Origin of the sequence: Leucobacter sp. M11, from assembly GCF_035726885.1 — a bacterium.
Taxonomy (GTDB): Bacteria; Actinomycetota; Actinomycetes; order Actinomycetales; family Microbacteriaceae; genus JAPFRB01.
This window is the reverse complement of record NZ_JAPFRB010000004.1, coordinates 554,125-560,287: the sequence shown is the minus strand read 5'-3', so window position 1 is coordinate 560,287 and position 6,163 is coordinate 554,125. Positions and strand designations below refer to the sequence as shown.

The window sequence follows — 6,163 nt, the reverse complement described above, 5'->3', positions numbered from 1 at the left end:
TGAGCCCGGCAGAATTGGGTTTTGCTGTCAAGGAGTGAGGCAAAAACGCGCCATATTTTGTTGCGATAATCCGGGGCTGGGGCATATCATTTTCGATCAGAAATGAGGCGTGAGCAGCACTTTTTTACGGGTCACTTCGGGTAAAATTGGGGCATGGTCACTTTCACTCCCGTCGCACCCGGCGACACCGCCACCCGCACACCGCGGTCCGGTGCGTTCGCGCGCGTGCCGGGCACGGGGACGGTGACCGGGGCGAGCGCCGCGAAGATCGCGCAGCGGATCGCCGCCGATGCTTTTGCCGCGTCCCGGGTCGTTCCGGGTGACCAGCCCCAGCATCCGCTTGCCGCCGCCAAAGTGGCCGCCTCCGCGGCTCGCGCGCACCTCAACGCCGAGGAACTGCGCGCGCGGGAGGCTGAGTTGAGCGAGGCAATCTCCGAGGCCACCCGGGAGAAAAACCGGGTGGAGGCCCGTCGCGCTCGCTTGATCGCGGAACTCGCCGACCTCAACGAGGAGCGCTTTGCGCGCGAGACCGCGGAGGACGCCGCACGTGTGCTCGCCGCGACGGGACAGGTCATCAACCAGACCATCACCGGCGAGGACCGTGCACAACGGATGGGGCAGTTGGCCGAAGAGATCGCGTTCGCGGTCACGGTCGGGAAGCCCACGGGTGCGCGGCTCTTGAACGATGCGCTCGCGATCGCCGAGGATCTGCCTCACGTGTGGGGCGCGTTCTCGTCCGGTGCTCTGGATCAGGCCCGCGTGTCCGCCATTGTGCGGGTCACCGCTGATGCGCCGCCCGTTGCGCGCACGATTCTCGACGAGCAGCTCGCCGAGGTTGCCCCGACGCTGACCCCGGCGAAGCTGTTGCGGGTGGCCGAGGACCTGCGGAACCGGGTGGACCCCGTGTCTCCCGAGGCGCGGCACGCGGATGCGTTCCAGCGTCGCGGGGCCTGGAACGAGCCCGCCCGCAACGGGATGATGGAGCTCACGATCCGGCACTCCGCCGTGGAACTCACCGCGGCCTACGACCGGAGCGACGCCCTCGCCAAGCAGCTCGCGATCATGGAGAAACAGGACCACCGGGAACGCGTTGACGCACTGAAAGAGGCGCACACCGGCACCGAGGAGGAGCTTGATGTAGCCATTGCTGCGCTGCCGCTCCCCCGCGGCATCGCCCAGCTGCGCGCGGACGTGCTCGTAGACCTGATCTCGCTCGGCGAGATCGACACGGAAGCGCCCGAGACAACCGGGACAACCGGGACAACCGGGGCATCCAGCACCACCGAGGCACAGCCCGCAACACGGGCCACCACGGCCCCACCCCGCGGCATCCGCGGACAGGTCCTCGTCACCGTACCCACCCGCATCCTGGCCGGGCTCACCGACGACCTCGGCCCCGAGGCCAGCGCCGAGGCGATCCTCGGCAAGGAATTCGCGGAGCTGGACGGCTACGGGGTCCTCGATGACGAGACCGCGGAGCGGGTCGCCTTCGGGATCGGCTCCTTCCGGGCCTTGTTCACCGACGACCGGGGCGCGATCCTCAACGTCGGCCGGGACAGTTACTCGCCACCGAAGGCACTTCGCAGATTCACCGAGATTCGGGACCAACACTGCCGCTTCCCCGGGTGTGAACGGGCAGCGGTGCGATGCGACCTGGACCACTCGGTGCCCTGGGACTCGGGTGGGGAAACCTGCCACGATAATCTCGCGTTTCTGTGCCGCACCCACCACACGATGAAGGGCCGCGGCGACCCCGGGACGACCGGGCCGGGCAAGACGCACCGGGGCTGGACCCTGCTCGATAACGTGAACGGTGTGCTGGAGTGGGAGACCCTGAGCGGACGGCGCGCAACGACGCACCCCGAACGACCGTCGGCCGTGCCGGAGACCCCCTGACCGCGGGCAAGCCACCGCGGGGCGGATAGCCCCGCCCCCCTTTTCCGGTTGGCCAGTTCTGCTCCCCGGTCGCCTCCGGCGAGGTATCCCTCGCACCGGCCAGTGCCAGCCGGGGGCCAACTGGCGTATAGTTTCCGTGTGCTGATTTAACTGACATTCGACCTGCGTCCGCGGCTCCGTGCCCGGCAGGTTTCGGTCCCCCGCTCGGCGTTCTCTGTCCTGGGGGCGTGCAGGTGTTCCGTGCCTCGGCAGACCGGCCCGCGGCAACGCACACACAGGCACACAGCCCAGTGGTCGCTGCCGTCTCAGCATCGCCTAAACCCAGCCCCGCCCCAGCCCCGCTCAGAATCGCTCCGCGTCGCTTCCGGGCAACTCTGCCGCCGACGCGCACTCGTCAGTGCACATACGGCTGGGCACATCCGGCAGGGCACGCTCTGCGAAACACGCGCATCACCCCACCCGCGAACCCCCGCTCGAAGAAAGGCATCTCCCCGTGGAATTCCCTGACCCGACCCACCTCCACCCCAGCACCCGCCCCGAACTCAGCAACGTCACCTTCCTGAAAAACCAGATCACGTCTCCCCTCCTGGACATCGGCGAGTACACCTACTACGACGATGAGGGCACACGCCCGCCCTTCGAGGAGGCAAACGTGCACTACCTCTTCGGGCCGCAACGGCTCGTCATCGGCCGGTTCACCGCCATCGGCCCGGGCGTCACCTTCCTCATGCCCGGCGGAAACCACCCGATGACCGGTGTCTCGACGTTCCCGTTCACGATGTTCGGCGGCGACTGGACGAGTCGGACCCTCGACGCCTTCGCCGCCGTCCCACAGCGGGGCGATACCGTCATCGGCAACGACGTCTGGATCGGCCGCGAAGCGTCGATCATGCCGGGCGTCACCGTTGCCGACGGTGCCGTGATCGGAGCGCACAGCGTCGTCACGAAGGACGTCGGCCCCTATGACATCGTGGCGGGAAACCCCGCCCGCGTCATTCGATCCCGGTTCTCCCCCGCGGAGATCGACACCCTGCTCGCCGTTCGCTGGTGGGACTGGCCCGTCGAAGCGATCACCGAACACGCCAGCGCCCTCATGTCCGGCACGCCCGCGGAGCTCGCCGAGATCGCGGGGCGCGCCCAGAGCTGACGCTCGGCCGGGTCAGCCGCTCGCGCCCCCGCGGCGGCGAATCGGGAGCCAGACCCGGACCCGGCCCCGGTAGGCCCGGTAGGGCTCCCCAAAGCGTTCGAGGAGGTCCTGCTCTTCGCGAGGCCTGATGAGGACGTGCCAGAACAGGCTTCCGCACACCGCATAGCCGACCACGAGCCAGGAGCCGAGCAACAGCCCGACCCCGACGCCCTGCGCGATCCCGGCGACCGCCATCGGGTTGCGCACCCAGCGATAGGGGCCGCGCGTCACGAGGCGGGCGGGCATCGCGCTCGGCAGCGGCGTGCCCGCCCCCAGCCTGGACATGACCGCCGCCGAGCAGAGCCCCAGCGCGCTCGCCCCCACGAGGAGGACGAGACCGATGCCCCGCACGGCCGCGGGCACCTCGACGGCGAGCTGCCAGCGCCGCTCGACCGCGGCGATGACCGCGGGGATGACGGCCAGGAACACCCCCCAGAACAGGACGATCTGCCCCGCGGTGCGCCCGAGATGCGCCCCGCTCCCCGCGGGGCGGGCCGTGCGGAACGCGAAGGGTCCCGAGAACAGCACCGCGCTCGGCAGGCCCCCGGTGCGGATCAGGGTCGCGGCGAGCACGCTGCCCCCGCCCGCCGCGAGCATGCAGAGCGCGCCCCACCCGGCCAGCCCCGTCACCGTGGCGTAGCCCACCATGAGCAGGGCGACGAGCACGGTCCACCCCGTCGCGAGCCACAGCGCCCAGCGCACCCCGGCTGCGGCGAGCGGCGAGGCGAGCACGAAGAGGGGCAGATCGAGCGCGAAGACGAGCACGGGATCGAGCCCGCCGAGCGTCGCCTGGCGAACGCGTTCCCCGGTGAACACGAGCAGCCACCAGGTTGCCCCGCCCGCGGCCTGCACGGCGAAGTACGCACGGCCGAGGGCGCGCGCGTGTGGGGTCTCCCCTGCCGGGTGCGGGGGCGGGCTCATGCCCACAGTCTATCGAGAACGCCCTCTCGAGGACGCCCTGCCCAGTTCACTCGGGTACGATGCCAGTGTGCATGATCGACCGATGAGCCGGTGGGCGAGGGTCGGGCGCGGGGCGTCCGGCGCTGCTTTCGCGACGCTGATCGCGGCCGTCTCACACATGCTCGCCGGGGCAGAGGCCCCCAGCATCATCGCGATCGCCGTGACCTTCTCCGTGGCCCTCCCCCTGTGCGTCTTCCTCGCCGGGGTGCGGCTGTCGGTCGTTCGGCTCAGCCTGGGCGTTGGCCTCAGTCAGGCCATGTTCCACTGGTGTTTCTCCCTCGTCGGCGTCCCCGCGACGCTGAACGCCTCGGGCGAGCCGATGCCCGCGCACGCCAACCACGGCCTTCCCCTCACGGGCTATGTGCCCTCCTCGATGGCGTCGGGGGCGTCCGCCTCGGCGGACACGATCATGTTCCTCTGGCACTGCCTGGCCGCCCTGCTCACGGTGCTCCTGCTCCGCCACGGCGAGCAGGCCGTGTGCGCGCTCGGCTCCTTCGTCCGCGATGCCCTGTTTGCGCTGCTCGCCCCCGAGCCGCCGCGCCCCCTGCGCATTGCGGACCACACGCGCCTCCCGGCCGTGGCGGCGGATCACCCGCCGCTCGCGGCCCGCTTCCTCGACACCGTCAGCACTCGGGGCCCACCGGCCCGTCTCGCGTAGCCGCGGCCGATTCCGGCCACCTCCGAGACCACGACGATGCCGGGCACCCGCCCGGAGAATCAGGACCGCTTCACCATGCGTCATTCGACCACCGTTTCCCCTGCCCGCTCCGCACGAGGGGCGGGGAAACTCGCCGGGCTCAGCTGCGCCGTCCTCGCGATGGCCGCCCTGCTCGCCTTCGGCCCCGCGCCCGCCGCGCTCGCCCATGACCAGCTGGTCGGCACGACCCCCGCCGCGGGGTCGACCGTTGACGAGGCCCCTGGCGAGGTCATGCTGGAGTTCAGCAACAGCCTCATCGAGCTCGGCACCGAGATCAAGGTCACGGACGCCTCGGGCGAAGACGTCGCGCAGGGCGAGCCGCAGCTGAACGCTCGCGAGGTCACCCAGGCCCTGCCCTCGGATCTCGCCGACGGGGAATACACCGTGATCTGGCGGGTCGTGTCCTCGGACTCGCACCCCATCAGCGGGAAGTTCTCCTTCGTCGTGGGCGACGGCGCACCGACCGAGGCGACGCCGTCGGAGTCTGCATCTTCAGAGTCCGCGTCTTCGGAGTCCGCGACCGCGACCCCGGGCGAGGACACCGAGGAGCCGAGCGGTGACGCTCAGGACGGCGGCTTCGACTGGGGCCGCGTCGGCCTGATCGCGCTCGGCGGCCTCGTGCTCGGCGGCGTCGGCTACGCCATCATCGCAGTGCGGTCGCGCCGGAAGTAACCGGCCCCCACTGCCAGCGCCGCCCGAAGCCGGGCAGGCGCGTCTCACCGATCCCATTTTTCTGAAAGGTTCACCATGAACACCGCATTCATCTCCGCCCGCCGTTCCCTCTCCGTCGCGGCAATCGCCGTCGGCGCGCTGCTCACCCCCCTCGCCCTGACCGCGTGCTCCTCCCCCGGGGCGGCGGAGGAGACCACGCAGGAGAGCCGCACGATGGCCGAGAACGTCACCTTCGAGGGGGCCTGGGCAAAGGTCGCCGAAGCGAAGGGCATGTCCGGGGCCTTCGGCGTGCTGGAAAACACCGGGGACGCCGAGGTCACCCTGACCGGGGCGACGAGCGACCGCGCCGATATGATCGAGATCCACGAGTTTGTGGATGTGGACGGCACCGCCGTCATGCAGCAGATGGAGGGTGATTTCACGATCGCGGCGGGCAAGAGCCGCGAGCTCGTCCCCGGGGGCGAGCACCTGATGCTGATGCAGCTGCCGAGCGCTCTGCTCCCCGGCGAGGAGTTGCCCCTCGTGCTGACCTTCTCCGATGGCAGCACGCTGCCCGTCACCCTGCCCATCCGCGACTACGCCGGGGCCAACGAGGTCTACGGTGAGGGCGACGAGGAGATGGACCACGGCTCGATGGACAGTGGTTCGATGGACAGCGATTCGATGGACCACGGCTCGATGGACCACGGCTCCGCGGACACCGAGTAGTCCGACGATGAGCGAGTCACACCCCGATTCCGGGAAATCCCCCA

Annotated in this window: 6 protein-coding genes; 5 read left to right on the top strand and 1 reads right to left on the bottom strand. The window is 70.1% G+C overall.

From position 1 onward, the window contains the following. Positions 1–153: 153 nt before the first annotated feature. Entirely contained in the window at positions 154–1,896 is a 1,743-nt protein-coding gene (locus OOT08_RS14870; protein ID WP_325093571.1) for an HNH endonuclease signature motif containing protein, read from the top strand. 493 nt (positions 1,897–2,389) lie between these two features. After that, complete coding sequence (locus tag OOT08_RS14865) at positions 2,390–3,043, top strand: CatB-related O-acetyltransferase (protein WP_325093570.1); 654 nt, start codon at positions 2,390–2,392, stop codon at positions 3,041–3,043. Between the two features lie 12 nt (positions 3,044–3,055). Here the strand turns inward: OOT08_RS14865 and OOT08_RS14860 are convergent, their stop codons facing one another. Beyond that, positions 3,056–4,003: an isoprenylcysteine carboxylmethyltransferase family protein gene (locus OOT08_RS14860; RefSeq protein ID WP_325093569.1), complete on the bottom strand. Its 948-nt coding sequence runs from the start codon at positions 4,001–4,003 to the stop codon at positions 3,056–3,058. Positions 4,004–4,085: 82 nt separating this feature from the next. Here OOT08_RS14860 and OOT08_RS14855 point away from each other — a divergent pair, with 82 nt between their 5' ends. The 3 genes from OOT08_RS14855 to OOT08_RS14845 all read left to right on the top strand — a co-directional run bounded on the left by OOT08_RS14855 (position 4,086) and on the right by OOT08_RS14845 (position 6,119). Further along, positions 4,086–4,700, top strand: coding sequence for a hypothetical protein (locus OOT08_RS14855; RefSeq protein WP_325093568.1), 615 nt, complete (start codon positions 4,086–4,088; stop codon positions 4,698–4,700). A gap of 36 nt (positions 4,701–4,736) precedes the next feature. Beyond that, positions 4,737–5,411, top strand: coding sequence for a copper resistance CopC family protein (locus OOT08_RS14850; RefSeq protein WP_325093567.1), 675 nt, complete (start codon positions 4,737–4,739; stop codon positions 5,409–5,411). A 75-nt stretch (positions 5,412–5,486) separates the two neighbouring features. Further along, positions 5,487–6,119 (top strand): copper chaperone PCu(A)C, encoded by a 633-nt coding sequence (locus OOT08_RS14845; RefSeq protein WP_325093566.1) that lies wholly within the window; start codon positions 5,487–5,489, stop codon positions 6,117–6,119. Positions 6,120–6,163 lie beyond the last annotated feature (44 nt).

Bases quoted from the DNA above. Each gene is read 5' to 3' on its own strand.
- OOT08_RS14870 (WP_325093571.1), top strand. From the start codon at position 154: ATGGTCACTTTCACTCCCGTCGCACCCGGCGACACCGCCACCCGCACA.
- OOT08_RS14860 (WP_325093569.1), bottom strand. From the start codon at position 4,003: ATGAGCCCGCCCCCGCACCCGGCAGGGGAGACCCCACACGCGCGCGCC.
- OOT08_RS14855 (WP_325093568.1), top strand. From the start codon at position 4,086: ATGAGCCGGTGGGCGAGGGTCGGGCGCGGGGCGTCCGGCGCTGCTTTC.
- OOT08_RS14850 (WP_325093567.1), top strand. From the start codon at position 4,737: ATGCCGGGCACCCGCCCGGAGAATCAGGACCGCTTCACCATGCGTCAT.
- OOT08_RS14845 (WP_325093566.1), top strand. From the start codon at position 5,487: ATGAACACCGCATTCATCTCCGCCCGCCGTTCCCTCTCCGTCGCGGCA.